The sequence below is a fragment of the Variovorax sp. OV700 genome (genome assembly GCF_900099805.1).
Classification (GTDB): Bacteria; Pseudomonadota; Gammaproteobacteria; order Burkholderiales; family Burkholderiaceae_C; genus Variovorax.
The window spans coordinates 505,336-528,083 of sequence record NZ_FNDR01000002.1; the positions used below are offsets into that span (position 1 = coordinate 505,336).

A 22,748-nucleotide genomic window follows, 5' to 3' on the forward strand; every position below is an offset into this window, starting at 1 on the left:
GAACTAGCAAGTGACCGCGCATTCGGGCGTGGTTGCAAACCTCAATCAATCTTCGGAGTTCATCCATGATCAACCGTTCTTTCGCTATCACCGCTCTTGCACTCGGTGCCCTTGCCGCCGGCTCCGCCATGGCGCAAGACAAACCAATGGCCGACAAGATGGCCACGATGGAAAAGTGCTACGGCGTCTCGATGGCCGGCAAGAACGATTGCGCCGCCGGCCCCGGCACCACCTGTGCGGGCACCTCCAAGGTCGACTACCAGGGCAACGCCTGGAAGAACGTGGCGGCCGGCACCTGCACCACGATCAAGACGCCCAAGGGCATGGGCTCGCTGGCACCGATCAAGTCCTGATCGAAGCGCTGCGCACACCGCCATGCCCGACACCCTCGCGGCCGGTCTCGGCCTCAAGCCGGAGCACTACGACGATGCGCTCGGCGCGCGTGCCGAGGGCCTGTGGTTCGAGGTGCACCCCGAGAACTACATGGTGGCGGGCGGGCCGCGCATCGGATGGCTCGAAGCGATCCGCTCGCGCCATCCGGTGTCGCTGCATGGTGTCTCGCTATCGCTCGCGGGCGAAGCGGAACCCGACGCCGCGCATCTCGAGCGGCTGGCAGAACTTGTCCGGCGCATCCAGCCCGCCTTGGTCTCGGAGCACCTGGCGTGGTCGACGTGGAACGGCCAATACTTTCCCGATCTCCTGCCTTTTCAGCGCACCACTGCCGCGCTGCATCGCATCGCTTCCAACGTCGCGCGCACGCAGGACGCGCTGAGCACTGTGATTGCCATCGAGAACCCATCGCACTACCTGCACATCGACGGGCACGAATGGGACGAAATCGATTTTCTTGCCGAGCTGTCGCGGCGCAGCGGCTGCAAGCTGCTGCTCGACATCAACAACGTGTATGTGTCCGCACGCAATCTCGGATTTTCCGCTGCGGACTGGATCGACCGGTTCCCGCAGGCACTGGTCGGCGAGATTCACCTTGCGGGGCACTCCGCCGATCCCACGCTGGGTGACGCCCTGCTGATCGATTCGCACGATGCGCCCATCGCGCCAGAAGTCTGGCGGCTGTATCGGCGCTTCATCGAACGCGCGGGCGCGCGGCCCACGCTGGTCGAACGCGACGGCAATGTGCCGGCCTTCGAAGAACTCATGGCCGAGCAGGAACAAGCAGCCATTGAACTGCACCGCACGGCGCAGGAAGCCACGGCATGAACACGCCGCACGGTCACTTCCAGCAGGCCTTTGCAGAGGCTCTCTTCGATCCATCGCAAGCGGTGCATCCGGTGGTGCGGGCACTCGCCATGCAGCCTGCTTTTGCGGTGTACCGCAACACCGTGATGAAGGCCTGCATCGATGCGCTGCAGGCCAACTTCCCGACCGTTGCGCAGCTGGTGGGCGAGCAGTGGTTTCGCGCTGCCGCCGCACTCTACGTGGCTGCCGACGTGCCGCGTGACGGACGCCTGCTGCATTACGGCGGCGGCTTTCCCGATTTCCTGCGCGGCTTCGAACCGGCCGCGGAACTCGTCTACCTGCCCGGAGTCGCGCAACTCGACATCCTTTGGCGCGAAGCCCATGCCGCGCAAGACGCACCCGCCGCCGACGCCGCATGGATCGCACGCCACGCGCCCGAACGGATTGCGGGCCTCGTGCTCGCACCGCATCCAGCCGCACGCTGGGCCTGGTTCGACGCGCAGCCGGTCTACAGCATCTGGGAGCGCAATCGCCAGCAGAGTGCCGTCGGCGACGAACTGGCATGGCGAGGCGAGGGGGCATTGCTGACGCGGCCCGGCGACACGGTGAACTGGCACGAGATCACCAAGGCAAGCTGCGCCTTCCTCGACGCCTGCGCGGATGGCGCAAGCCTTGCCGATGCGGCGGAGCGCGCGCTGGCTGCCGACCCGGAGGCAGACATCTCCGCCGTCTTCGCAACCCTGCTGCGCGCCGGCGCGTTTATCGGCACTTCTGCATCGCCCGCATTCAACGAAAGAACACCATGAGCACCCACCTTCAGGCTTCCGCGTCGATCGATAGCAGCAACCACCGCGGTCTTCGCGCGCATTGGAACTCGGCGGCCGAACGGCTCACGCGCATCGTGAGCCACGATGCGCTGGCACTGGCCACGCGCGTGGCCGTGGCGGCGATCTTCTTCTACTCCGGCCGCACCAAGGTCGAGGGCTTTCTCACCCTGACCGACAGCGCCTACGAGCTGTTTCGCACCGAATACAAGTTGCCGCTCGTGCCGCCCGAAATTGCAGCGCACCTCGCCGCCTACTCGGAGCATCTGTTCCCGCTGTTGCTGGTGCTGGGCCTCTTCACGCGCCTCTCGGCGCTCGCCTTGCTGGGCATGACGCTGGTGATCCAGGTGTTCGTCTACCCCGACGCATGGCCAACGCACCTCTCGTGGGCTGCGCTGCTGCTGTACCTGCTGGGCCGCGGCGGTGGACGTCTGTCGCTCGACCACGCGATGGGTGTTCGCTGAGGCCTTTGGGCCTTTGGGCCTTTCAGCCCGGCGCCATGCCGGCGAGTTGCCTCGCAGACGCGCGCAGCCCGTTCAGAATGCCGTCGCTGACGTGGCCCGGAAATCCCGTGGGCAGGGCGGCCGCCACCTTGTCGATGACGGCGGGCGTCTGCTCCAGGATGCGCTCGATGATCGGCTCCGCCGAAGGCGCGAAGAAGCACTTGGCCGCCATGGCATTGAAGTGCCGGCGGTGGATGTCCTTCATCACGTAGTGCCGGTTCTTGCCCGAGACCGCCATGGCCAGCTTGGCGCGGTGCCAGTTGAACTGGTTGGGGCCGGTGCCGGCCGCGGGCCAGATCGACATCACGTCGTAGAGCGGCGTCATCCTGAACAGGCCGCCCGCGAGCAGGTGCAGGCTGAAGTTCTTGGCATGGCCGTCGGGTGCGGCCAGCATCCAGAACAGGATCTGGGTGGAGAGCAGCGTGCGCAAGTCGGCCTCGGCATTCTCCGACTGCCGCAGGATGCGCGCGAGGTCTTCGACGCCGGGGCCACCGTCGGCTTCGTACTTGGCGTGCGGCGGCACGCCCAGGGCTTGGCAGAAATCCTCCTGCGGAAGCCGCAGATACCAGCTGCCGTCTGGATGCAGCTGGCGGTCGAAGCGCGTGACGCTCAGGACCTTCTGCCGGCCGAAGGTGTGGATGTCGGTCTGCGCGACCGGCAGCCCGAACTCCCGCAGGATGCGAAGGCACAGCCACTCGTTCTCGACCGAAGTGCCGAGATCGATTTTCCTGTTGCCCACCAGGCCCAGCGGTAGTTTGAGGATGTGCGTGGTGGGCGTCGCGCCATGCGGGCGCAGCCACTTTCCCTTGTGCCGCAGCAGCGCCGTTTTTTCTTGCGCACCTGCCAGCGAGATGCGGAAGTCGTCTTCGTCGACATTCGCGCCGAAGGCTGCGGAGGAAACCGTCTGCTCGAGGAGCTGTTCGATGTCCTTGTCGCGGAGCGTTGTGGCGTCGATGCCTTGCACGTTGCCCGGTGTCTCGTCTTCTTCGAGCAATTGGACGGCACCGACGCAGTCACGTCCGATGGCCCTCAGCAAGTCGAAGGGATCGACCGAGCTGGTGCCGAACCGGCTCGCAATGCGCTTGCGGATGGCGTCGCTGTCGGGCAGCAGGTTGTCGAAATAGTTCTGCACCCGCTCACCCCTGAGCGGCGCGTCGTCGACGCCGAAGGGCAGCGAGAGCGACAGCGGTCGGCCAGCCGGCGAATCCTTCCAGGACCGGTCGTACTGGAGCTCGACCGCGCCGCGCGCCGGAATGCGCCAGGTGCCGACCCGCAAACCGTTGGCCCAGATCGAAAGCGTCTGGGCGTGGGATTTCCTGCCCATGTCACCAGCTCCCCGGTGCGCTGGCCGCGCGCTTGTCCTGCGCCGTCACGCGCAGTTCGTACAGGCTCATCAAGGCAAGCAGCTGTTCGAACGTCAGCGAAGAGGGATCGGTTTCGAGCACCGACAGGCGGCTCTGGCTGATGCCCACGCGCGCCGCCGCCGCAGCCTGCGTCAAGCCTTTGGCCTTGCGGGCGGACATGAGAAGGTGAGCCAGCTGCACCGGATTCGACAAGGGGTATTGCATGCAAATTATTCGTGATGCGAATAAGTGCATTTTATCTCTCTAGCGAATAATTGTCAAATATCTCCTTGACGAATAAACAGCGAATGCCGGAACTGCCGCCGAACACGTCTGGCGGCCGGGCTTCAGCCTCTGAGTTCGCGAAACAGATCGCGCCCGAGCACCGCACTCGCGGCCACAGGTCAAGGCTGCACTCAGGCCGCCGAAACGGCGATGGGGCGCTCGCCGGCAATGGTGGTCCGGTGCATGACACGCAAGTGCCCGTCATAGCCGCCGTCGGCGTTGTGCACGGTGCAGCGGTTGTCCCAGAGGGTGAGCATGTCGAGCGACCAGCGATGCCGATACACGTATTCGCCCTGGACCATGTGCTGGTAGAGGTAGGCCAGCAAGGCAGCCGATTCGCCGCGCGTCATGCCCTCGATACCCAGCGTGTAGACGGGGCTCACATACAGCGCCCTGCGCCGCGTGACGGGGTGAACGCGCACCAGCGGATGCGGCCAGGTCTTGTCGGCCTCTTCGCTCACCACGATCTTCATCGTGCGCGCCTCGGTTTCCTTGGCGAACAGGCCCTCCTTGCCGTAAGGCAAGCTGGCGGAGTGGATCGCGACCAGGCCATTGAGCAGCCGCTTCATCGTGTCCGACAGATCTTCGTAGGCACGGTAGCAGTCGGCATAGAGCGTGTCGCCGCCCACCGGCGGTGTCACCTTGGCGTGCAGGATGGTGCCGGCGGGCGGCTCTTCCTGAAAGCTCCAGTCGGAATGCCATTGCGCGCCGAAGTTGACGGCTTTCTCGTCGGGCTCGCGCCGCAGTTCGAGGATGTGCGGATGTCCTTCCATCGGGACGATGTAAGGGTCGACGCCGAACTCGCCGAACTGGCGCGTGAACGCCTCCAATTGCGAGTGCGTCAGCGGCTGGTCCGGAAAGCAGATGACCGAATGCGCGGCCCAGGCCTTCTTCACTTCGCCCAGCATCGGCGCCGGCAGAGGCTTGGCGATCGATAGGCCAGTGATGGCGGCGCCGAAGCCGTGCAGCTGCGGCTGCACGCGGATGTGCTCGTAGTGGTTTTCCACTGCCATGTCGTCTCCTTCGTTGTTGTCTGCGCGGCATCAGTTTCAGGGGCGCGCGCAGGACTGTCATTGCTTCGGCGCGACAGAAAATTGTTTTGAGATACCAACCCTCATTGACGCAGGACACGCGCCCCTCTAGCCTTGCCCGCCATGGCCGCGCACATGACGATCCTCTCGACGTGGCTCGACGCCGTGGTCGATCAGCTGGAGCTTCAGGACCTGGATCCGTCGCGCCTCACCGCGGGGCTGTGGGGCCCCGGTGCGGCGCGCATGGCGCCGACACGCCAGGTGGGCCTGGTGCTTGCGCGGCGGCTCTGGCAACGCGCGGCCCGGCTGACAACGGATCCGTTGCTGGGCGTGAAGGTCGGCACGAGCCTCCCGCTACAGGCAATGAACGTGGCCGGGCTCCTCATGATGCACAGCGCGTCGCTGCGGGATGCGGTGTGGCACATGGAGCGCTACCAGCAACTGGTGAGCAACAGCGGGCGCATCGGCGTCCACAAGGTGAAAGGAGGACTGGAGCTGCGCTATGCCGTGACGCCTTGCCATGTCGCCATGCACTCGATGCAGATCGATTCGCTGTTCGGTGGGCTGCTGGCATTCTTGAAGCGCTGCAGCACGCGGAGCGTGGCACCGCGCCTCATCGAACTTACGGGATCGGACGCCCAGCTCACGCCGCGCTATGCCGATCTGCTCGGCTGCGCCGTCACCTTGGGCGCAGCGCAGGTGCGCGTCTGCTACGACGACGCCACGCTGTATGCCCCGTTCCAGGGTGCCGATCCCGCACTGCTGTCCGTGCTTCGTGCGCAGGCCGACGGCATGCTCCGCGCGCAGACTTCATCCGAGTCGCTCGAGGCGGCCGTCAGGGCCGCCGTGGGCAACCTCGACTTCCACCGCGTGTCATGCGGCGACGTGGCAAAAAGCCTGGGCGTTGCGCCGCGCACGCTGCAGCGCAGGCTCAGCGAAACCGGCATGCCCTTTCGCCGGGTGCTCGAGGCCGCACGCATGGATGAAGCGCTTTTTCTGCTGACGCAGGGAAGCATGCCTCTTCCGGAAATCGCCGAGCGGCTGGGCTACGCGGAGCCCAGTTCTTTCTGGCATGCGGTGAAGTCTTGCTGGGGCGCAACACCTCGCGCGTTGAGAAACAACTCCAGGGACCTGCATGAGGCCGGCGCCGACGTGCGGCGCCGCCCAAAGCCCTCGACGGCCGCGGCATGGTCCTCCTGAGTGGCGCGCTGTAGCCGCGTGTTGTCAAAGGTGAGATAGGTCCGGGGTGCCGCCCAAAAAATCGCAGCACATTTTTTTGAGAATGTGTATGATGCACATCATGCGACATGCGAAACACACCGTCAGAACAGCAGCCAAGGAAGCCTCCCACGAGCGCATCGTGTCCGTTGCGGCGCGGGCAATCCGCCGCAGCGGCTACGAGGGAACGGGAGTCGCCGACATCATGAAGGAGGCCGGCCTGACCCATGGCGCCTTCTACGCCCACTTCGCCTCGCGCGAGGCCATGCTGGCGGAAGCAGCGGCGCGCGCCTGTACGGATTCGGCCTCCATTGCGGCAGACGCGGTTGCCAGCGTGCCCCCGGAACAGGCTTTGACCTACATGCTCCACGCCTATCTCTCGCGAGAAAACCTGGCACAGGTGGAGCGGGGATGCCCCCTGGTCGCGCTGGGATCGGAAACCGTGCGCCAAACGCCCGAAGTCCGGCGCGTGACCACCCGGTACATCAAGGAAATGGTCGATCTTGTGGCCCGCCAGTCGCCAGATTGGGGGCAGGCCGGTGTCCACGAACGCGCCCTCGTGACCGTCGCCACCATGGTCGGCACCTTGCTGTTGGCCCGCGTCGTCGACGAGCCCGCGCTATCCGACAGCCTGCGCGAGGCTGCCCTGAAGCACCTGCCGATTGCCTGACCCCACTGAAACCATCGATTTTTCGCTCTCTCGCAATTATGACGATCATCATGCGATACATCAAATACTGAAGGAAGAACAGGTTGAACGCCAAGATCAAAGTGGCCCTCGTGACAGGGGCCTCGTCGGGCATCGGTGAAGCCATTGCGCTGCAGCTGTCAAAGGCTGGGTACTAGGTTTACGGCACCAGCCGGTGCAGCGGCCAGGTGGGCCAGCAAGCGTTCGAGATGCTGCCACTCGATGTGACCCAGGACGCGTCAGTCGATGCAGTGGTCCAGCAACTGATCCAGTTGGAGGGCCGCATCGACCTTCTGGTCAACAACGCCGGCTTCGGAGTCGCTCCGGCCGGCGCGGAAGAGAGTTCGATTGCGCAGGCCCAGGCCATCTTCGACACCAACTTCTTCGGCATGGTGCGGATGATCCGGTCCGTCGCGCCTCATATGCGTCGCCAGGGGAGTGGTCGCATCATCAACATCGGCTCCGTGGTCGGGTTCCTGCCCTCACCCTATATGGCGCTGTACTCCGCCACCAAGCACGCGGTCGCCGGCTATTCGGAATCGCTCGACCATGAACTGCGCGCGAAGGCAACTACTTCGAGAACGCGCAGAACCCCGTGACCTCGCGCGACAGCTCGGCCATCGGCTTCTGGGAACTGCGCAACAACAACATCAAGACACCGGCCGACTTCAGCACCTTCGGGATCATCTGGGTGGCCAGCTCGTCCTCTCCGACGCGCGACGCGACCGACTGGATCACGACTGCCGTCTTCCCGGTGGGCATCCCCTACGCGTACACGGCGCAGGACCCGGCCTGCGTGAAGCAGAAGCTGCCTGCGGTGGCTGGCGCGGGCAAGGCGCTCGCCCGTCTCAGCTGCAGCTGACGGCGATGGCGAGTCGCCAGCGTTTCAAGAGAGATGCGCGGCCGCAGCTGGCACCTTCCGCTTGAACCTCGACAGCCAGCGAGCGCCGGCATCAAAGCCACGGCAGGCACCGACCGCGATCGCACCGGTCACGGCCAGCATGGCCGCGGTGTGGACGCCGACCGCCGCGAACGCCAGCAGCACCGAGCCCGATGCGCTGACCTCGCGGGCCGAAGCGTCACCCATGCACAGCGGGATCAGCGCCGGCACCAGCATCAGGCCGGCGCCGTGCGCGGTGGACATCATGAAGGACCAGAGCGCCATCCCGGCATGACCGGCCGGCCCGCGCGCCGCCCCCGGTGTGCGGCTCGACAAGTGAAGCGCCGCAAAGACGACAATCAGCACGCCGGCCGAAATCTGAAGCACGACGCGGTCCATCGACAGCCCGAAGGCCACCGCCGCGGCCACGAGCGCCACGGAGGCGGCGTGCCCGATGGCGATCGGCACCAGCGCCCGCAAGGCTTGCGTGCGGTCGCGCGAGCGCACACCCCAGGCCGCAGCCCACATCCAGCCAGTGGCGGGGTTCAGGCCATGAAGGGCACCGACGCCTGCCACCACGAGCCATGGCCAAAGGTTTGCCATGAGACGCTTTCGAGGACAGGTTCAGTCGGACCCGTAGCAGCATGAGCCCGGAGCGGCCGGCGCCGAGGTCTCGTAGCGGTCGTGGTGCCGCACCCAGTCCATCGCATGGACCGGGTTGGGTTCGTCCCTTCCCTTGGGCGTGAGGTCGAGCAGGCTGTAGGTGCCCATCATGGCTTCCACGCCGCGCTCGTAGGTCGAGTAGGTGTGGAAGACCTCGCCCGCATCGTTCCTGAAGAACACGCTGATGCCGGGTGCCTCTTGCGCCGGAAACGGCCGCACGCTGTAGTTGTAGTAGACCTCGCCCTTGCCCTCGGCCCACTCCTGCGGCTTGAAGCTGACGTTGAAGTCGTAGTTGAAGTCGCTGCCGTGCGACGACACCCACCTGAACTGCCAGCCCATGCGCTGGCGAAAACGCTCGATCTCGGCCAACGGCGCGCGCGAGACGACCAACAGCGTGACGTCGCGGTTCTCCAGGTGCACCTTCATTCCGTCGAGGTGATCGGACATGTAGGAGCAGCTCGGGCAGCCCTGCTCCCAATCGGGGCCGAGCATGAAGTGCTGCACCAGCAACTGCCGGCGGCCTTCGAACAGGTCCGCGAGTGCGCGCGGGCCTTCGGGTGTGTCGAAGACGTAGCTCTTGTCGACGCGGGTCCAAGGCAGCGCGCGGCGCTCGCGGGCGATCTGGTCGCGCAGGTGAGTCAGTTCCTTTTCGCGGGCCAGCAGCGCCTTGCGCTGGGCGAGCCATCGGTCCTTGGACACGACAGGATGGTTGGTGGTACTGGTTTCGGCGATGGCGGTGTTCATGCGTTTCTCCTTGGCCGCTCAGGCCTTGACGGCTCTCGGCCGACGCACGGCGCGGACCTTGCCACTGCCGCCGCCACCGCAATAGAAGAGGTCGGCCCCGTCAGACTCGAGCCCGCTCACGTTGGCGCCGCGCGGCATCTCCAGGCGCTCGAGCACCGCGCCGTCGGCGGGGTCGATGCGGCGCAGTTCGCTCTCGTCGTTCTCCCAGGTGCCGTGCCACAGCTCACCATCGACCCAGGTCACGCCGGTGACGAAGCGGTTCGATTCAATGGTGCGCAACACTGCGCCGCTCACCGGATCGATCTGGTGGATCTTGCGATCGCGATGCTGCCCGACCCACAGGCTGCCCTCGGCCCAGGTCAGGCCCGAGTCGCCGCCGTGGCCGGGCGCGGGGATCGATGACAGCACCTTGCCGCTGGCCGGATCGATCTTGTCGATGCGCGCCTCGGCAATTTGGTAGAGATAGGTGCCGTCGAAGGCGGTGCCTGCATCGCAGACGCAATCGAGGGTGCGCGTGGTCTCGCCGCTCGCCGGATCGAAGGCGACCAGCTTCGTCCCCGCGGCCGCCCAGACGCGCTGGCCGTCGTGGGTGACGCCGGCCACGCTGCCGTTGCCGCCAAAGGGGCCGTACTCGCGCACGATCTCCGCCGCACGCGGCTGGGCCTGCGGCTTGTCTTTCTTGCTGGCTGTGGTGCTGTTCATCAGTTGCTCCTTGTGTGGGCGGGCGCCGGGATCGGTGCCGTGGAGACAACTCTATTCAATCGGCAGCGCGGCGGGGAGTAACAAGATCGTCGTGAATCCCGCGAGCGGCGGTGCCAGCCAGCGCTGCGCCCGCGCCCGGCCGATCGAGCGCACCCGGCCTTCGGCTTCGAGTTCGACGAGCGCGCGCTGGACTGTGCGCTGGCTCGCATCCAATGCCAGCGCGAGCGCCGAGGTCGACCAGGCCGCGCCATCGGACAGCAGCGCCACCAGAGAGGCCTGCTCGCCGTCGACGGGCGGCGCCAGCACGACCACTTCGCGTGTGTCGCGCGGCTTGAGCGCAAAGCCGCGTGCCGTGGCCTCGATGCCAGCTTGCGGGGCGATCAGCGCGCGCAGGCGGCCGATCTCGACCCGCAGGCGCGCGCGATGCGTCTCGTCCGGGCGGCGGGTGTTGAACGCGTAAGCGATCAAGGCTTCGCGATCCACGTCCCCGGGCCACGCCCCGGCCAATGCACGCGCCAGTGCAAAGAGCACCGGCCGGCGCGCCAGCGACCGCCAAGAATCGCCGGCACCCACGCCGCGGCGGCAGGCGTCGACCACCAGCGCATTCGATGCCAGCAGCGCCGCGACTTCGCCCAGGCGCAGCGCCTGCTCGCCACCGGGAAAGAGGCGCCGGGCGGCGAGGCGCTCGAGCGCGGCCTGCGTCTCCGCAACCTCGGCCAGCAGCGCCGGCACGCGTGCGCGGCCGGCCGCCTCGTGCGCACGGGCGAGCGCAGCGCATGCCTGACCGATCTGCAGCGAGCGCAGCGCCAGTTCCGCCGCGGTGAGTTCGGCCACCGCCGCCAGCGATGGCGGCAGGTCGCGTGCGTCCAGCGGCGCCAGTGCAGCCGCAGCCGCTTCCAGTCGGCCGAGCAGCAGCAGCCGGCGCGCCGCGATGAGCCGCGCCTGCATCGCGTTGGCGCGGTCGGCGTGCGCATCGAGCGTGGCCGCCGCCGCCGCCAGCGCGCGCGGCGAGCCGCCAAAATCGCGCATGGCCATGGCCACCTCGGCCTCGGCCACGACGCAACGCGCGCGCGCCAATTCTTCATGGGCCCCGAAGCCGCGGCTGGCGCGCCGCAGCAGTTCGCGCGCGCGCGGATGCTCGCCCAGCTGGGCCATCGCGATCCCGCGCAAGGCCAGTGCGGGCGGGTCTTCGCGCAGGGCGACCCGCTTGAGGGCGCCGAGTGCGTCGCCGGCGGCGAGTGCGCGCGCGGAGGCGGCAATCAGGGAATCCATGCCGCGAGGTTACCCCGGGCGCAGCATGGGATACGGGCGGACGCGCTATTCGAGCAGCGCCCGGTGCACCCGGATCGCTTCGGCCGAGACCGGGTTCAGTTCCCCGGATCCATCGGCGTCCAGGTGCGCGAGCAGCTCCCTGCGCATGCGCGGTTCCCAGAAGCGCTTCAGATGCTGCGCCAGGTCATGCAGGGCCTCGCTGCGGTCGGGCATGGCTTCGAAGAAGCTGCCCATCTGGTTCACCATGCGAATCAGCTGGTCGACGTGCATTGCAGAAAAGCCTCAGGCGTTGGCGGGCAGGCCGTTCAGCCGCCACGGGTGGGTGTAGATGACCAGGTCGTCGCCGCGCACGAAGCCCGCCAGCGTCAAGCCGGCGTCTTGCGCGACCGTCGTGGCCAGCGAGGTCGAGGCCGACACCGCCGCCAGCAGCGGCACGCCGGCCGCGACGGTCTTTTGCACCATCTCGAAGCTCGCGCGGCTGGTCACGGCGATGAAACCCGTGGCGGCATCCACCGTGCTTTTTGCGAGCGCACCCACCAGCTTGTCGAGCGCGTTGTGACGCCCGACGTCTTCGCGCACCAGCAGGGCTTCGCCATTCGCGGTGCACCAGGCCGCGGCGTGCACGGCGCCGGTGACCTTCTGCAGCACCTGCAGCGATGCGAGCTCCCGCATGCCGCGGGCGACGGCGTTCTTCGACAGCGCCGGGCCGTGCGGCAGGGGAGGCAGCGCGCGTGCGACATGCGCCAAGCTTTCGGTGCCGCACAGTCCGCAGCCCGTGCGTCCGGCCATCGAGCGGCGGCGTTCCTTCAGCCGCGCGAAGGCCGCGCTCGCAACGTCGAGCTTGAGCGTGATGCCTTCGGGCGCGAACTCTTCCTCGATGCCGTAGAGCTCGCCGCGCGAGAGCAGAATGCCCTCGCTGAGCGCGAAGCCCAGCGCGAAGTCCGCCAGGTCGGTCGGCGTTGCAAGCATCACGGCGTGCGCGATGCCGTTGAACTCCAGCGCGACCGGCACCTCCACGGCCACCCAGTCGCGGTTGTCGAAAGCCTGGCGTGCGCGCACGCCGCGCACGGGCAATAGCTCCGCGCCTCCTGGCCGCAGCGGTACGTCGGCCAGGTTCATTTGGTTGCCACCGTTTCTGCCGCTTGTTCGAGCCGCTTGCTCAGAAGTTCTTCCTGCAGGGCGTTGAACCGGCTGTACTCCTGCTGCCATTCGGAAGGCTGCATCACCGGCATCACCTGCACCGCGGTCACCTTGAACTCGGGGCAGTTGGTGGCCCAGTCGGAGTTGTCGGTGGTGATCACGTTGGCGCCCGATTCGGGGAAGTGGAAGGTGGTGTACACCACGCCCGGTTGCACGCGTTCGGTGATCGTGGCCCGCAGCACGGTTTCACCGGCCCGGCTCTTGATGCCGACCCAGTCGCCCTCGGCGATGCCGCGGTCCTCGGCGTCGTTCGGGTGGATTTCCAGCCGGTCCTCGCTGTGCCACTGGTTGTTCTCGGTGCGGCGGGTCTGCGCGCCCACGTTGTACTGCGAGAGGATGCGCCCGGTGGTCAGGATCAGCGGGTACATGCGCGTGATCTTCTCGTCGGTCGGCACGTACTGCGTGATGATGAACTTGCCCTTGCCGCGCACGAATTCGCCGATGTGCATGGTCGGCGTGCCCTCCGGCGCGTCCTCGTTGCACGGCCATTGCACGCTGCCCAGCTTTGCCAGCTTGGCGTAGCTCACGCCGGTGAAGGTCGGCGTCAGCGCGGCGATCTCATTCATGATCTCTTCGGCGCTCGCGTAGTTCATCGGGTAGCCCAGCGCGTTGGAGAGCAGCTGCGTCACCTCCCAGTCGGCATAGCCGGCCTTGGGCGGCATGACCTTGGTGACGCGCGAGATGCGGCGCTCGGCGTTGGTGAAGGTGCCGTCCTTCTCCAGGAACGACGCGCCCGGCAGGAACACGTGGGCGTACTTGGCGGTTTCGTTCAGGAACAGGTCCTGCACTACGATGCATTCCATCGCCATCATGGCCTCGGCCACGTGCTGCGTGTTCGGGTCCGACTGGACCACGTCCTCGCCTTCGCAATACAGTCCCTTGAAGCTGCCGGTGATGGCGGCATCGAACATGTTGGGAATGCGCAGGCCCGGTTCGGGCCGCAGCTCCACGCCCCAGGCGGATTCGAAACTGCCGCGCGCGGTGCTGTCCGACACGTGGCGGTAGCCCGGCAGCTCGTGCGGGAACGATCCCATGTCGCAGGAACCCTGCACGTTGTTCTGGCCGCGCAGCGGATTCACGCCCACGCCTTCGCGGCCCACGTTGCCGGTGGCCATGGCCAGGTTGGCGATGCCCATCACCATGGTCGAGCCCTGGCTGTGCTCCGTGACGCCCAGGCCGTAGTAGATGGCGGCATTCCGCTTGCCGTCATGGCCCTGTGCGAACAGCCGCGCGGCGGCGCGCAGGTCGGCGGCCGGCACGCCGGTCACCGCTTCCATCGCCTCGGGCGAGTTGGCCGGACGCGCGACGAATTCGCGCCACTCGTTGAACGACTTGGCCTCGCAGCGCTCGGCCACGAAGGCTTCGTCGACCAGGCCTTCGGTCACGATCACATGCGCCATCGCGCTGATCACCGCCACGTTGGTGCCTGGCTTGAGCTTGAGGTGATGGTCGGCCTTGACGTGCGGCGACTTCACCAGGTCGATAGTGCGCGGGTCGATCACGATCAGCCGGGCGCCGGCGCGCAGGCGCCGCTTCATGCGCGACGCGAACACCGGGTGGCCGTCGGACGGGTTGGCGCCGATCACCATGATCACGTCCGACTTTTCCACCGACTTGAAGGTCTGCGTGCCGGCTGACTCGCCCATGGTCTGCTTCAGCCCGTAGCCGGTGGGCGAGTGACACACGCGCGCGCAGGTGTCAACGTTGTTGTTGCCGAACGCCGCGCGCACCAGCTTCTGCACCAGGTAGCCCTCTTCGTTGGTGCAGCGCGAGGACACCAGGCCGCCGATGGAATCGGTGCCGTATTTGGCCTGGATGCGGCGGAACTCGCTGGCGGCGTAATTGACCGCTTCGTCCCAGCTCACCTCCTGCCACGGGTCGGTGATCTTGCTGCGGATCATGGGCTTGAGCACCCGGTCCTTGTGGGTGGCGTAGCCCCAAGCGAAGCGGCCCTTCACGCACGAATGGCCTTCGTTGGCCTTGCCGTCCTTCCAGGGCACCATGCGCACCACTTCATTGCCCTTCATCTCGGCCTTGAAGCCGCAACCCACGCCGCAGTAGGCGCAGGTGGTGATGGCGCTGTGCTCGGGCTGGCCCAGCCAGATCACCGATTTTTCCTGCAGCGTGGCGGTGGGGCAAGCCTGCACGCAGGCGCCACAGCTCACGCAATCGGATTCCATGAAGGGCTGGTCCTGGCCCGCCGACACGCGCGATTCAAAGCCGCGGCCGCTGATGGTGAGCGCGAAGGTGCCTTGCGTCTCTTCGCACGCACGCACGCAGCGGTTGCAGACGATGCACTTGGACGGGTCGTAGGTAAAGTAGGGGTTGGATTCGTCCTTGGCACTGTTCAAGTGGTTGGCGCCCCCGTCGCCGTAGCGTACGTTGCGCAGCCCGGTCACGCCGGCCATGTCCTGCAGCTCGCAGTCGCCGTTGGCGGCGCAGGTGAGGCAGTCGAGCGGATGGTCGGAGATGTAGAGCTCCATCACGCCCTTGCGCAGTTCTTGCAGCCTGGGGCTTTGCGTGCGCACCTTCATGCCGGCCTCGGCCGGCGTGGTGCACGACGCCGGGTAGCCCTTGCGCCCGTCGATCTCCACCAGGCAAAGCCGGCAAGAGCCGAAGGGCTCCAGGCTGTCGGTCGCGCACAGCTTGGGCACTTGCACGCCGGCATCGACGGCCGCACGCATCAGCGAGGTGCCTTTGGCCACCGTCACCGGCGTGCCGTCGATCTCGAGTGTGACTTCCTCGGTGGACTCGCGCCTGGGCGTGCCGTAGTCGATCTCTTGCGATGGGTTCAGCATGGAATGTGTCTCCTGTTCGTCTTGCCGGTCATGCCGCAGCGCGGTCGGGGGCTTCGATGCCGAAGTCCTCCGGGTAGTGATTGATGGCCGACAGCACGGGGTAGGGCGCCATGCCGCCCATGGCGCAGAGCGAACCGTGCAGCATGGTGTCGCACAGGTCGCGCAAGAGAATGACCTGCTGCGGCCGGTTCTGGTTGCTGGTGATCTTGTCGATCACTTCCACGCCGCGCGTGGAGCCGATGCGGCAGGGGGTGCACTTGCCGCAGGACTCGATCGCGCAGAACTCCATCGCGTAACGGGCCAGCTGCGACATGTCGGCCGTGTCGTCGTGCACCACGATGCCGCCGTGCCCGACCACTGCGCCGACGGCCGCATAGGCCTCGTAGTCGAGCGGCAGATCCCATTGCGATTCGGGCACGTAGGCACCCAGCGGACCGCCCACCTGCACCGCCTTGATTGGCCGGCCGCTCGCGCTGCCGCCGCCGAAGTCGTAGAGCAGTTCGCGCAAGCTCAGGCCGAATGCCTTTTCGACCAGGCCGCCATGCCGGATGTTGCCGGCCAGCTGAAACGGCAGCGTGCCGCGCGAGCGGCCCATGCCGAAGTGTTTGTAGAAGTCCGCGCCACACGCCAGGATGAGGGGCACCGAGGCCAGCGTGATCACGTTGTTGATCACGGTCGGCTGGCCGAACAGCCCCTGCAGCGCCGGCAGCGGCGGCTTGGCGCGCACGATGCCGCGGCGGCCTTCCAGGCTTTCGAGCAGCGCAGTCTCCTCGCCGCACACGTACGCGCCGGCCGCCTTGCGCACGATGAGGCGGAAGCGGCGGCCCGACCCCAGGATGTCGTCGCCGAGAAAGCCCGCCTGCTCCGCGTTGCGGATGGCCTCGTTCAGCGTGGCGATGGAATGCGGGTATTCCGAACGCACGTAGATGTAGCCTTCGGTCGCGCCGGTCGCAAGGCCGGCGATGACCATGCCTTCGACCAGCATCAGCGGATCGCCTTCCATCGTCATGCGGTCCGAGAAGGTGCCCGAGTCGCCTTCGTCCGCATTGCAGACGATGTATTTTTGCGGCGCCTCCGCGGCCAGCACGGTCTTCCACTTGATCCCGGCCGGGAAGGCGGCGCCGCCGCGGCCACGCAGTCCGGAATCGAGCACCTGCTGCACGATTTGCGTAGGCGCGAGCGTGAGCGCGCGGCGCAGTCCCGCAAAGCCTTCATGCGCCTCATAGTCGGCCACCGAAACCGGATCGGTCACGCCCATGCGGGCGAAGGTCAGGCGCTCCTGCTTCTTCAGGTAGGGAATCTCTTCGGTCAGGCCTAGGTTCAGCGCATGGGCGCCGCCGGCAAGAAAACCGGCATCGAACAGGCCGGCGACATCGGCCGGCGAGACCGGGCCGTAGGCCACGCGCCCCGCCGGCGTGGCCACTTCGACCAGCGTCTCCAGCCAGAACAGGCCGCGCGAGCCGTTGCGCACGATGCGCACATCCGCATGGCGCGCACGGGCTTCCGCCGCGATCCGTCGGGCGACCCGCTCGGCGCCGACGGCCAGTGCCGCGGAGTCGCGTGGAACATAGAGGATGACGGTCATGAGGCGCTCCGTGCTTCTTCGACGATGGCGTCGAACAGCGCCGGCGTGATGCGCGCATGCACCTGGTCGTTCACCGCGATGGCCGGCGACGAGGCGCACAAGCCGAGGCAGAACACCGGCTCCAGCGAGCACTGGCCGTCCGCCGAGGTGCCGTGCACGTCGCAGCCCAGCCGATCCGCCGCATGCGAGAGCAGCGCATCCGCCCCCATGGACTTGCAAGCTTCGGCCCGGCAGACCTGCACCAGCACGCGGCCGGCCGGCGCGGAACGGAAGTGGTGGTAGTAGCTGACCACGCCATGAACCTCGGCGCGCGACAGGTTGAACTGCTCCGCGACAAGGGGCACGGCCTCGGGCGGGATGTGCCCCAGCGCATCCTGGATGCCGTGCAGCGCGGGCAGCAGCCCGCCGGGAACATCCTTGTGCGCGGCGGCGATGGTGGTCGCGATGCCCAGGTCTTGCATATGCTTTAGATCTCCTAATTGGAGTTGCGATATTCGTGGTTGGGCGAGTGTATGGAGCGAAAGAAGGCGCCACAATATGAGGCGTTCAGCCCAATAAATATGCTTTGCAAAGCCGAAACTCATGCATGAAGTGCACATCAAGCCGCAATGGACCATTCGCCAGCCCGACGGCGCGGCACTGCCGCCGCGGGTGATCGAACTGCTGGTGAAGGTGCTGGAGCACGGCAGCCTGTCGAGCGCCTGCACCGCCAGCGGCGTGTCCTACCGCCATGCCTGGGAGCTCATTCGCCAGGGCGAAACCATGTTCGGGCAGCCGCTGGTGGCCATGCAGCGCGGCAAGGGCTCCAGCCTCACCCCGCTGGGCGAAAAGCTGGTGTGGGCCGACCGCCGCATCACGGCGCGCCTGTCGCCGCTGCTCGATTCGCTGGCGTCCGAACTCGGCGCCGAGATCGAGAAGCTGATTCCCACCGCGCCCACGCTCCTGCGCATCCACGCGAGCCACGGCTTCGCGATCGAGGCGCTGCACGGCTTCCTGGCCGCGGCGCAGGTGCCGGGCGACCTGCGCTACTGCGGCAGCGAAGAAGCCGTGGCCTCGCTGCACCATGGCAGCTGCGACGTGGCGGGCTTTCACGTGCCGCTGGGGGCGTTCGAGGCCGAAGCCATCACCCACTACGGCGCCTGGCTCAACCCCGACACGCAGAAAGTCATCGGCATGGCCACGCGGCACCAGGGCTTGATGGTGGCGCCGGGCAACCCGAAGAAGATCTACACGCTGGCCGACCTGGCGCGTCCCGGTGTCCGCTTCATCAACCGGCAGGCGGGCTCGGGCACGCGCTACCTGTTCGACCTGCAATTGCGCGAGCAGGGCCTCGCGCCCGAGTCGATCAAGGGCTACGAGCAATGCGAGTTCACGCATGCGGCCGTGGCGGCCTTCGTGGCCAGCGGCATGGCCGATGCGGGCTATGGCGTGGAGACACCGGCGCGCCAGTTCAAGCTGGACTTCATCTCCAACCAGGTGGAGCGCTACTTCCTGCTGTGCGACGAGCGCTCGCTCACCGCACCCATCGTGCAGCGGATGCTGGCCATCCTGCGCAGCGATGCCTATCAGGAGGCGGTGAACCGGCTGCCGGGCTACCAGGCGGTGAACTGCGGCCGCGTGCTGTCGCTGTCGGAGGCCTTCGAATCGCTTCGCCCGGCGCCAGCGCCGACGCCGGCCCCGAAGCGCGGCGCGCGTTCAGGCGCCTGACGCGGACGGCTTCATGCCGAGCTTGCGCAGCATCCGATGAAAGTTGCTGCGGTCGATGCCGGCCTCGCGCGCGGCGTTGGCCACGTGTCCGTGGTGCCGCGCCAGCGCGTCCGCAAGCCACGCCCGCTGGAAGGCTTCCGTGGCTTCGCGCAGCGTGCCGCCCGCGGCGGCAAGGCTCGCCTGGTCGCCTGCTGGAACCGCCGTGGGCGCGGGGGAGGGCAGGGGTGGCGCAGACAGCGCCTCCGAAATGCCGACGGCCGCAGCGTCGAGCGCCAGGTGATGCGGCTCGATCGCCGTCCAGCGCGCGCCGCGGCGCTGTTCCGTGAAGGCCCGAAGCGATGCGCGGCTGATCACGTGCTCGAGCTCGCGCACGTTGCCGGGCCAACCGTGCGCAACAAGGGCCGCCTTCGAAGCCGGCGACAAGCGCAGATTGCGCGCGCCCAGGCGATGCTGGTTTTCTTCCAGGAACCCGCCGGCCAGCGTCACCACGTCGCGCCCGCGTTCGCGCAGCGGCGGCACCACCAGTGGATAGACCGAGAGCCGGTGATAGAGATCGGCGCGGAAGCGGCCCTGCGCAATCGCGGCGGGCAGGTCGCGGTTGGTGGCCGCGATCACGCGCACGTCGACCTTCAGCGTCCGGTCGCTGCCGGGGCGCTGCACCTCGCCGCTTTGCAACACGCGCAGCAGCTTGGCCTGCACCGTCAGCGGCAGCTCACCAACCTCATCGAGAAAGAGCGTGCCGCCGTCGGCGATCTCGAACTTACCGCTGCGGTCCTGCACCGCGCCGGTGAACGCGCCGCGCTTGTGGCCGAAGAGCTCGCTGTCGGCCAGCGTCTCGGGCAGCGCCGCGCAGTTCACCTGCACCAGCGGCTGGTCGCGGCGGCGCGAATGCGCGTGAAGCCGCTGCGCCACCAGGTCCTTGCCCACGCCGGTCTCACCGAGCAGCAACACCGTGAGATCGGACACCGCGACCGTGTCGATCTCGCTGCACAGCTGCTTCATCGCGGCGCTGCTGCCCAGCAGCTCGCGCGTGGATCCGTGGCCCGATCGCAGGGCCTGGACGACGGCCTGCTCGCGCATGGCGCGCGCCTCCATGTCCTTGATGGTGTCGGCGGCCTCGATGCCGGTCTCGAACAGCGCCACCAGCGCATCGAGCTGCGCCGGGCTCACGGTCTCGAACGCGCCGGGCTCGAGCGCGTCCAGCGTCAGCAGGCCCCAGATGGCGCCGCGCAGGCGAACCGGCGCGCCCATGCAGTCATGCACCGGCAGGATGCCCGGCTGGCCGGCCACGAGGCCGTCGTACGGATCGGGCAGGCCGCAGTCGTGGGCGAAGCGCAGGCCGCGGCCGCTCTCCAGCAGGCGCGCAAAGCGCGGGTGCGACGCGATCGGAAACTGCCGGCCCAGGGTCTCGTCGCTCAGGCCGTCCGCGGCCACCGGCCGGAGGACATCGCCGTCCAGCCGCAGCAGCGCGGCGGCATCGCATTGCACCAGGCTGCGCGCCGCGGCCAGAAGAGAGCGGTAGCGGCTGCCTTCGCTCGCGGAGGCGGCTGGATCGGCAACCGCATCGGTGGTCTGACTGACACTGTTGGTGGTCATAAATACAACATGAATGCTGTTGCGAATTTGACCACAAAAGAAAAATCCCCAGTGCCCACGGGCACTTGGCGGGTGTCGTCCGCGTGGCACGGATCGTGAGAGAGAACAGCGTCTTTCACTTCCGATTCGAGCCCCACCATGAACCCGCAGACCATCGCCATCGTCAAAGCCACCGTGCCCGCGCTCCAGGCGCACGGAGAGGCCATCACCAGCCACTTCTACAGGATCATGTTCGAGCGGCATCCGGAGGTGAAGGCGTTCTTCAACGAGGCGCACCAGGCCGCCGGCAGCCAGGCGCGCGCACTCGCGGGCGCGGTGCTGGCCTATGCCACGTACATCGACCGCCTCGATGAAATTGCCGGTGCGCTGCCGCGCATCATCGAGAAGCATGCCGCGCTGGGCGTGCTGCCCGAGCACTACCCGGTCGTCGGCGCCTGCCTGTTGCGCGCCATCAAGGACGTGCTCGGCGATGCTGCAACCGACGAGATCATCGCGGCATGGGGCGAGGCCTACCAATCACTGGCGGCACTCCTGATTGCCGCGGAGGAAGAGGTCTACCGCGCCAATGCCGCGCAGACGGGCGGCTGGCGCGGCGAGCGCGAGTTTCGCGTGGCCCGGCGCGAGGACGAGAGCGAAGTCATCACCTCGTTCTACCTGGAGCCGACCGACGGCGGCCCGCTGCTGGCGTTTTCGCCGGGGCAGTACCTCACGCTGGTGCTGAACATCGACGGTGAACCCTTGCGGCGCAACTACTCGCTGTCCGATGCACCGGGCAAGCCCTGGTACCGCATCAGCGTCAAGAAGGAGGAGGGCGGCAAGGCATCGAACTGGCTGCACGAGACCGCGGCCATCGGCACGCTCCTGAAGGTGCAGGCGCCTTGCGGCGATTTTGTGCTGCAGCCCGCGGACGAACACGCGCGTCCGCTCGTGCTGGTGACGGGCGGCGTCGGCATCACGCCGGCCATGAGCATGCTCGAGTCCATGGCGCACACCGGCCGACCGGTGCATTTCATTCACGCGGCGCGGCATGGCGGTGCCCACGCGTTCCGCGCGCGCGTCGATGCGCTGGCGGCCAAGCACGCCAACGTGAAGCCGCTCTATGTCTACGACACGCCGCGCGATGCCGACCGGCCGCACGCCACCGGTTTCGTCACCCGCGAGTTGCTGGCGCAGCAGCTGCCGGCCGACCGCGACGTCGACCTCTACTTCCTCGGCCCCAAGCCTTTCATGAAGTCGGTGTACGCCAATGGTGTGGCCCTCGGCGTGCCGAAGCAGCAGCTGCGCTACGAGTTCTTCGGGCCACTGGAGGCGTTGAAGGCCTGAGAGCGAACAGACCGCCGTGACCGCCTACCTGATTGCGCAGCGGCGATAGACGCCCCGCCGTCAGCAAGATTCTGGGTCGCCCTATGCCTTTAGTTCCATTGTGGGCGTCGCACGCCGGTAGTACGCTGTCTTTCGGTTGCACTGACAAGTGCCCGCGAACGGGCGGCTTCTCCTTGTGACCTGAGACCTTGCATAGGTCGTATCTGGATTTCTACCGGACGGTAGAAACCGGGATGGCATGGCGCGGACATTGCGTGCCGGTTCGCGCAAAAGGCAGCGCTTCCAAGGCGCCACAACGACAGCAACAGCAGCGCCGCATCATCGATTCCGATGACGCTTTCGCCTCGTCGATCGCCTACTCTTGCGCAGCACCAAAGCGGGCCCGAGAAAGTTCCTCATGTTCCACCGCACTGTTCGGCACGTGTCGAAGCGAATCCAGCTCATCGGCGCCTTCGCGAGCGGAGCGCTGCTCTCCGGCGCCCTCATGGCGTCCACGATGCACAGTCCCGCAGCGGCGGTTGCCGCGCCCCGCAAAGCCCCGCGCGTCAATCTCCCGGCCCCTTCCAGGTTCGACCTGCTTCGCAACGAAGCCGGGAGCGGGGACGAACTTTCAAATCGGGAACTCTCCGTCGCGCTGCTGGACCGCCACGACTCGACGGGCGACTCCGACGATCTCTACGAGGCCGTGGTCTGGATCGACAGGCGGCGGGAGGCGTCTGACAACACGGACCTTGTTGCACGCGTGGTCGGGCGCTACTGCGGCCAGCGCGTGGTGCGATGGCACTGGCTCTGCATCGGGGGGGAATGACAAAGGCGCGCGCTTCGGTGCGAACGGCCCGGCCGCCACGAGCGGCACTCCAAAGTTTTCACTACCCAATCACCGAGGAGTCGACATGGACTTCACCAGAACACTTCATGCAGCGGCGCTCACTGGCCTCGGCCTCGCTGCCGCTGCGTGCCAGCAAAGCGGCCCGCAGCTTGAACTTGCGGCAGCTGCAGACCCCGTCGACGAAGCCAAAGCCGCACCGGGAGATGCGCGCGCAACGGATCCGAAGATCGCGGGTGCGAGCCTCCTGAGCTACATCGGCGAGATATTCGCGGAGCAGCAAAGGGTGCTCGGCGCCAAGCCACCGGACAAGGATGCGCCGAGCTTCTGAGCAGGCGCCCGAATGCGCATGCCGTCATGAGG

The 22,748-nt window shown here is 67.2% G+C and carries 24 protein-coding genes and 1 pseudogene; 12 read left to right on the forward strand and 13 right to left on the reverse strand.

The features are described 5' to 3' along the window. Positions 1-65 precede the first annotated feature (65 nt). The 4 genes from BLR24_RS06075 to BLR24_RS06090 are packed head-to-tail and all read left to right on the forward strand — an operon-like array spanning position 66 to position 2,485. Entirely contained in the window at positions 66-353 is a 288-nt protein-coding gene (locus BLR24_RS06075) for a BufA1 family periplasmic bufferin-type metallophore (RefSeq protein ID WP_093014130.1), read from the forward strand. A gap of 22 nt (positions 354-375) precedes the next feature. After that, positions 376-1,218 carry an MNIO family bufferin maturase gene (locus BLR24_RS06080; protein ID WP_093014133.1) on the forward strand — a complete coding sequence of 281 codons (843 nt, stop codon included), beginning with the start codon at positions 376-378 and terminating at the stop codon, positions 1,216-1,218. After that, the gene (locus tag BLR24_RS06085) at positions 1,215-2,003 is read left to right on the forward strand and encodes an HvfC/BufC N-terminal domain-containing protein (RefSeq protein ID WP_093014136.1); all 789 of its coding nucleotides are present in this window, start codon (positions 1,215-1,217) and stop codon (positions 2,001-2,003) included. The genes BLR24_RS06080 and BLR24_RS06085 overlap by 4 nt, the downstream gene beginning before the upstream one ends. Beyond that, complete coding sequence (locus BLR24_RS06090) at positions 2,000-2,485, forward strand: DoxX family protein (protein ID WP_093014140.1); 486 nt, start codon at positions 2,000-2,002, stop codon at positions 2,483-2,485. The genes BLR24_RS06085 and BLR24_RS06090 overlap by 4 nt, the downstream gene beginning before the upstream one ends. A 22-nt stretch (positions 2,486-2,507) precedes the next feature. Here the strand turns inward: BLR24_RS06090 and BLR24_RS06095 are convergent, their stop codons facing one another. The 3 genes from BLR24_RS06095 to BLR24_RS06105 all read right to left on the reverse strand — a co-directional run bounded on the left by BLR24_RS06095 (position 2,508) and on the right by BLR24_RS06105 (position 5,165). Continuing rightward, positions 2,508-3,848, reverse strand: a complete 1,341-nt coding sequence (locus BLR24_RS06095) for a type II toxin-antitoxin system HipA family toxin (RefSeq protein WP_093014143.1) — start codon at positions 3,846-3,848, stop codon at positions 2,508-2,510. A 1-nt stretch (position 3,849) separates the two neighbouring features. Beyond that, positions 3,850-4,092, reverse strand: a complete 243-nt coding sequence (locus BLR24_RS06100) for a helix-turn-helix domain-containing protein (protein ID WP_093014146.1) — start codon at positions 4,090-4,092, stop codon at positions 3,850-3,852. 191 nt (positions 4,093-4,283) lie between these two features. After that, the gene (locus BLR24_RS06105; protein WP_093014149.1) at positions 4,284-5,165 is read right to left on the reverse strand and encodes a TauD/TfdA dioxygenase family protein; all 882 of its coding nucleotides are present in this window, start codon (positions 5,163-5,165) and stop codon (positions 4,284-4,286) included. 153 nt (positions 5,166-5,318) lie between these two features. Here BLR24_RS06105 and BLR24_RS06110 point away from each other — a divergent pair, with 153 nt between their 5' ends. The 4 genes and pseudogenes from BLR24_RS06110 (at position 5,319) to BLR24_RS06125 (ending at position 7,951) form a co-directional block, all read left to right on the forward strand. Next, the gene (locus tag BLR24_RS06110; RefSeq protein WP_217636291.1) at positions 5,319-6,383 is read left to right on the forward strand and encodes an AraC family transcriptional regulator; all 1,065 of its coding nucleotides are present in this window, start codon (positions 5,319-5,321) and stop codon (positions 6,381-6,383) included. Positions 6,384-6,471: 88 nt separating this feature from the next. Beyond that, positions 6,472-7,071: a TetR/AcrR family transcriptional regulator gene (locus BLR24_RS06115; RefSeq protein WP_093014155.1), complete on the forward strand. Its 600-nt coding sequence runs from the start codon at positions 6,472-6,474 to the stop codon at positions 7,069-7,071. An 83-nt stretch (positions 7,072-7,154) separates the two neighbouring features. Next, positions 7,155-7,649, forward strand: a pseudogene (locus BLR24_RS06120) (SDR family NAD(P)-dependent oxidoreductase); the annotation flags it as partial. A 35-nt stretch (positions 7,650-7,684) separates the two neighbouring features. After that, positions 7,685-7,951: a hypothetical protein gene (locus tag BLR24_RS06125; RefSeq protein WP_093014157.1), complete on the forward strand. Its 267-nt coding sequence runs from the start codon at positions 7,685-7,687 to the stop codon at positions 7,949-7,951. A 24-nt stretch (positions 7,952-7,975) separates the two neighbouring features. Here BLR24_RS06125 and BLR24_RS06130 read toward each other — a convergent pair whose 3' ends face one another. From BLR24_RS06130 to BLR24_RS06170, 9 genes are read right to left on the reverse strand one after another with little or no spacing between them, the layout of a single operon-like run. Then, complete coding sequence (locus BLR24_RS06130) at positions 7,976-8,572, reverse strand: hypothetical protein (RefSeq protein WP_093014160.1); 597 nt, start codon at positions 8,570-8,572, stop codon at positions 7,976-7,978. Positions 8,573-8,593: 21 nt separating this feature from the next. Beyond that, positions 8,594-9,376, reverse strand: a complete 783-nt coding sequence (locus tag BLR24_RS06135; protein ID WP_093014162.1) for a DUF899 domain-containing protein — start codon at positions 9,374-9,376, stop codon at positions 8,594-8,596. A gap of 18 nt (positions 9,377-9,394) precedes the next feature. Further along, on the reverse strand, positions 9,395-10,078 hold the full coding sequence (locus BLR24_RS06140) for a Vgb family protein (RefSeq protein WP_093014165.1): 684 nt from the start codon (positions 10,076-10,078) through the stop codon (positions 9,395-9,397). 51 nt (positions 10,079-10,129) lie between these two features. Then, complete coding sequence (locus BLR24_RS06145) at positions 10,130-11,350, reverse strand: helix-turn-helix domain-containing protein (RefSeq protein WP_093014168.1); 1,221 nt, start codon at positions 11,348-11,350, stop codon at positions 10,130-10,132. A gap of 45 nt (positions 11,351-11,395) precedes the next feature. Beyond that, positions 11,396-11,620 (reverse strand): formate dehydrogenase subunit delta, encoded by a 225-nt coding sequence (locus BLR24_RS06150; protein ID WP_093014171.1) that lies wholly within the window; start codon positions 11,618-11,620, stop codon positions 11,396-11,398. Positions 11,621-11,632: 12 nt separating this feature from the next. After that, on the reverse strand, positions 11,633-12,469 hold the full coding sequence (fdhD, locus tag BLR24_RS06155; RefSeq protein WP_093014174.1) for a formate dehydrogenase accessory sulfurtransferase FdhD: 837 nt from the start codon (positions 12,467-12,469) through the stop codon (positions 11,633-11,635). Then, on the reverse strand, positions 12,466-15,348 hold the full coding sequence (gene fdhF, locus BLR24_RS06160; protein WP_093014177.1) for a formate dehydrogenase subunit alpha: 2,883 nt from the start codon (positions 15,346-15,348) through the stop codon (positions 12,466-12,468). Before fdhF ends, fdhD begins: the two co-directional genes overlap by 4 nt. A 28-nt stretch (positions 15,349-15,376) precedes the next feature. Next, a complete protein-coding gene (locus tag BLR24_RS06165) occupies positions 15,377-16,933 on the reverse strand; it encodes a formate dehydrogenase beta subunit (RefSeq protein ID WP_093014180.1) in 1,557 nt (518 codons plus the stop codon). Beyond that, positions 16,930-17,394, reverse strand: a complete 465-nt coding sequence (locus BLR24_RS06170) for a formate dehydrogenase subunit gamma (protein WP_093014183.1) — start codon at positions 17,392-17,394, stop codon at positions 16,930-16,932. The genes BLR24_RS06165 and BLR24_RS06170 overlap by 4 nt, the downstream gene beginning before the upstream one ends. 121 nt (positions 17,395-17,515) lie before the next feature. Here BLR24_RS06170 and BLR24_RS06175 point away from each other — a divergent pair, with 121 nt between their 5' ends. Beyond that, on the forward strand, positions 17,516-18,640 hold the full coding sequence (locus BLR24_RS06175) for a substrate-binding domain-containing protein (protein ID WP_093014186.1): 1,125 nt from the start codon (positions 17,516-17,518) through the stop codon (positions 18,638-18,640). Here BLR24_RS06175 and norR read toward each other — a convergent pair. Beyond that, the gene (norR, locus tag BLR24_RS06180) at positions 18,629-20,236 is read right to left on the reverse strand and encodes a nitric oxide reductase transcriptional regulator NorR (protein WP_093014189.1); all 1,608 of its coding nucleotides are present in this window, start codon (positions 20,234-20,236) and stop codon (positions 18,629-18,631) included. The two genes, BLR24_RS06175 and norR, sit on opposite strands and share 12 nt — an antisense overlap. Before the next feature lie 138 nt (positions 20,237-20,374). Between norR and hmpA the strand changes: the two genes are divergently transcribed. From hmpA to BLR24_RS06195, 3 genes are all read left to right on the forward strand, one after another. Then, positions 20,375-21,559, forward strand: coding sequence for an NO-inducible flavohemoprotein (hmpA, locus tag BLR24_RS06185; protein WP_093014192.1), 1,185 nt, complete (start codon positions 20,375-20,377; stop codon positions 21,557-21,559). Between the two features lie 397 nt (positions 21,560-21,956). After that, positions 21,957-22,367 (forward strand): hypothetical protein, encoded by a 411-nt coding sequence (locus tag BLR24_RS06190; RefSeq protein WP_093014775.1) that lies wholly within the window; start codon positions 21,957-21,959, stop codon positions 22,365-22,367. An 85-nt stretch (positions 22,368-22,452) separates the two neighbouring features. Next, positions 22,453-22,716, forward strand: a complete 264-nt coding sequence (locus BLR24_RS06195; protein ID WP_093014195.1) for a hypothetical protein — start codon at positions 22,453-22,455, stop codon at positions 22,714-22,716. Positions 22,717-22,748: the final 32 nt, after the last annotated feature.

Bases quoted from the DNA above. Each gene is read 5' to 3' on its own strand.
- BLR24_RS06080 (WP_093014133.1), top strand. From the start codon at position 376: ATGCCCGACACCCTCGCGGCCGGTCTCGGCCTCAAGCCGGAGCACTAC.
- fdhD (WP_093014174.1), bottom strand. From the start codon at position 12,469: ATGAACCTGGCCGACGTACCGCTGCGGCCAGGAGGCGCGGAGCTATTG.
- BLR24_RS06130 (WP_093014160.1), bottom strand. From the start codon at position 8,572: ATGGCAAACCTTTGGCCATGGCTCGTGGTGGCAGGCGTCGGTGCCCTT.
- BLR24_RS06105 (WP_093014149.1), bottom strand. From the start codon at position 5,165: ATGGCAGTGGAAAACCACTACGAGCACATCCGCGTGCAGCCGCAGCTG.
- BLR24_RS06090 (WP_093014140.1), top strand. From the start codon at position 2,000: ATGAGCACCCACCTTCAGGCTTCCGCGTCGATCGATAGCAGCAACCAC.
- BLR24_RS06115 (WP_093014155.1), top strand. From the start codon at position 6,472: ATGATGCACATCATGCGACATGCGAAACACACCGTCAGAACAGCAGCC.
- BLR24_RS06195 (WP_093014195.1), top strand. From the start codon at position 22,453: ATGGACTTCACCAGAACACTTCATGCAGCGGCGCTCACTGGCCTCGGC.
- BLR24_RS06170 (WP_093014183.1), bottom strand. From the start codon at position 17,394: ATGCAAGACCTGGGCATCGCGACCACCATCGCCGCCGCGCACAAGGAT.
- hmpA (WP_093014192.1), top strand. From the start codon at position 20,375: ATGAACCCGCAGACCATCGCCATCGTCAAAGCCACCGTGCCCGCGCTC.
- BLR24_RS06150 (WP_093014171.1), bottom strand. From the start codon at position 11,620: ATGCACGTCGACCAGCTGATTCGCATGGTGAACCAGATGGGCAGCTTC.
- BLR24_RS06095 (WP_093014143.1), bottom strand. From the start codon at position 3,848: ATGGGCAGGAAATCCCACGCCCAGACGCTTTCGATCTGGGCCAACGGT.
- BLR24_RS06145 (WP_093014168.1), bottom strand. From the start codon at position 11,350: ATGGATTCCCTGATTGCCGCCTCCGCGCGCGCACTCGCCGCCGGCGAC.
- fdhF (WP_093014177.1), bottom strand. From the start codon at position 15,348: ATGCTGAACCCATCGCAAGAGATCGACTACGGCACGCCCAGGCGCGAG.
- BLR24_RS06140 (WP_093014165.1), bottom strand. From the start codon at position 10,078: ATGAACAGCACCACAGCCAGCAAGAAAGACAAGCCGCAGGCCCAGCCG.
- BLR24_RS06175 (WP_093014186.1), top strand. From the start codon at position 17,516: ATGCATGAAGTGCACATCAAGCCGCAATGGACCATTCGCCAGCCCGAC.
- BLR24_RS06190 (WP_093014775.1), top strand. From the start codon at position 21,957: ATGTTCCACCGCACTGTTCGGCACGTGTCGAAGCGAATCCAGCTCATC.
- BLR24_RS06100 (WP_093014146.1), bottom strand. From the start codon at position 4,092: ATGCAATACCCCTTGTCGAATCCGGTGCAGCTGGCTCACCTTCTCATG.
- BLR24_RS06085 (WP_093014136.1), top strand. From the start codon at position 1,215: ATGAACACGCCGCACGGTCACTTCCAGCAGGCCTTTGCAGAGGCTCTC.
- BLR24_RS06110 (WP_217636291.1), top strand. From the start codon at position 5,319: ATGACGATCCTCTCGACGTGGCTCGACGCCGTGGTCGATCAGCTGGAG.
- BLR24_RS06075 (WP_093014130.1), top strand. From the start codon at position 66: ATGATCAACCGTTCTTTCGCTATCACCGCTCTTGCACTCGGTGCCCTT.
- BLR24_RS06135 (WP_093014162.1), bottom strand. From the start codon at position 9,376: ATGAACACCGCCATCGCCGAAACCAGTACCACCAACCATCCTGTCGTG.
- norR (WP_093014189.1), bottom strand. From the start codon at position 20,236: ATGACCACCAACAGTGTCAGTCAGACCACCGATGCGGTTGCCGATCCA.
- BLR24_RS06165 (WP_093014180.1), bottom strand. From the start codon at position 16,933: ATGACCGTCATCCTCTATGTTCCACGCGACTCCGCGGCACTGGCCGTC.